The organism is Levilactobacillus fujinensis (assembly GCF_003946335.1).
In the GTDB taxonomy this organism is placed as follows: domain Bacteria; phylum Bacillota; class Bacilli; order Lactobacillales; family Lactobacillaceae; genus Levilactobacillus; species Levilactobacillus fujinensis.
The window spans coordinates 1-1,206 of the sequence record NZ_RHNX01000095.1; the positions used below are offsets into that span (position 1 = coordinate 1).

Below are 1,206 nucleotides of genomic sequence, written 5' to 3' on the forward strand. Positions count from 1 at the left end.
GATTGAGTTTTGGCTTGGCCCTGGATCCACTTATGAACGGTTGAATAGCCAATGCCATATTCTCTGGCCAGTTGGGCAGCTGATTCGCCTTGTTTATATAGGTTGATGATGTTTTGTTTGAATTCTTTGTCGTAACGAGTTGGCATGTAAAAATTTCTTCCTTTTGAGAGACGATTTATTCATTATACGCTCTCTTAAAAGTTGTCTCAGGAATCAGCTTACATCCAGAGATTATTCTTGATTTAATTGGAGCAACGGGTATTGATATACAAGAATTTGATAAATTAGCTATGAAGCTTTAGTTGTACTAATTGAAAATGGGACTACGGAAACTTTTAATAGATTTATCGAAAAGTTCAGCTAATCACTGTTTTTTTGCATATGGTCAGGAGGTGGCGATATCATGATTAATTCATAGTAAATACGGGTATGAGTTTCCGGAGTGGGCACAGGCGGGTGCTCGGCTCGATAAGATGGTGTAAGGATAATAGACGTCGTGCTAAATAGCGTGGCGTTTTTATTTTGCCCAAAATTTGGAGGTGGCCAGCATGGGCCAGATGGTAAATAGCAGATTTGGCCTTGTCAGTCGCACAGAGACACGTTGCTTGGGTGACTTAGAACATCAGCTTAAAGATGGACGGTGGTAACGTAAAAAGCCGCAGCGACCACATAAGCCGCGTATTACAGTGTGGAGAAAAAACAGGGTAACAAGCGTGAAAAAATAAAAGAAGACCAGATTTTGGTCTTCTTAAAAATGATAATTTATTTATCGTCTTTATCTAACTTTTCCTTTACGTTATCAACCGTATCTTTAACAGCATCTTTGGCATCTGACAGTTTATCTTTAGCCTTACCTAGAATACCTTGACCCTTACCTTCAGCTTCGCGGGCCTTGTCGTTCGTAACCTTGCCTTCAACTTCTTTAGCTTTTCCACTTACCTTATCTTTGGTGCTATCAATCTTGTCATCTAGACTCATAATATAACCTCCCATAATGTAATTTGTTACAACAGTATTATTCCACATTTTAATTTGCTTGTCTAATAAGGAGATCCTACAAGAGATAGTGTGAATGACACTTATAAGGTAGATTGCAAATTTAATCCGAATTTTTGGACAAATTTGTCAGCATAACCTGATACGGTGTTTGCCAGTCGAGTATTTTAAGCGGTCGCTGGTTAATTTGGAGTAACGTCGTCGTTAAAT

Annotated in this window: 2 protein-coding genes and 1 pseudogene; all 3 read right to left on the bottom strand. The window is 38.7% G+C overall.

Features of this window, described 5'->3' with window-relative positions; translation table 11 throughout:
• On the bottom strand, positions 1 to 146 hold a 146-nt coding region (locus EKM89_RS14410), incomplete at its 3' end, for a helix-turn-helix domain-containing protein (RefSeq protein WP_143471920.1).
• A 616-nt stretch (positions 147 to 762) separates the two neighbouring features.
• Positions 763 to 978, bottom strand: coding sequence for a CsbD family protein (locus tag EKM89_RS13895; RefSeq protein ID WP_003680381.1), 216 nt, complete (start codon positions 976 to 978; stop codon positions 763 to 765).
• Between the two features lie 121 nt (positions 979 to 1,099).
• Positions 1,100 to 1,206 (bottom strand): annotated as a pseudogene (locus tag EKM89_RS13900) (IS30 family transposase); the annotation flags it as partial.

What these genes read in the sequence shown, in the direction of transcription:
- EKM89_RS13895 (WP_003680381.1), bottom strand. Translation starts at nt 978, where the DNA reads ATGAGTCTAGATGACAAGATTGATAGCACCAAAGATAAGGTAAGTGGA.